This is a genomic window from Colwellia marinimaniae, assembly GCF_002207865.1.
Lineage (GTDB): Bacteria > Pseudomonadota > Gammaproteobacteria > Enterobacterales > Alteromonadaceae > Colwellia > Colwellia marinimaniae.
Genome location: NZ_BDQM01000495.1, coordinates 1 through 239, shown reverse-complemented (window position 1 = coordinate 239; position 239 = coordinate 1). Strand labels below are relative to the sequence as shown.

The following is a 239-nucleotide window of genomic DNA, read 5'->3' as shown; positions in this document are numbered from 1 at the left end:
TTACAATACATCAGGTAATCTTGGCGCTTGGTAAATAGTGCTGACTCGCTGCGTATCAGGGCGGCCATTTTATCTCGGCCTTCGGCGCTTTCAATTGCATTGGCATCGAAAAAGGCTAACCAACCTTTGAGTCCTTGTGCTAGAGCCTCATCTTCATCGGTTAACTGTAATAGTACGTCAAGGTTATCACGTGTCGCTTGAATATGACTTGGGTCTGAGATAAATGCACTGAGTTTAGC

Annotated in this window: 1 pseudogene; it reads right to left on the bottom strand. The window is 45.2% G+C overall.

What is annotated here, in order from left to right:
* A pseudogene (locus MTCD1_RS20215) lies at positions 1–239 on the bottom strand (M3 family metallopeptidase); the annotation flags it as partial.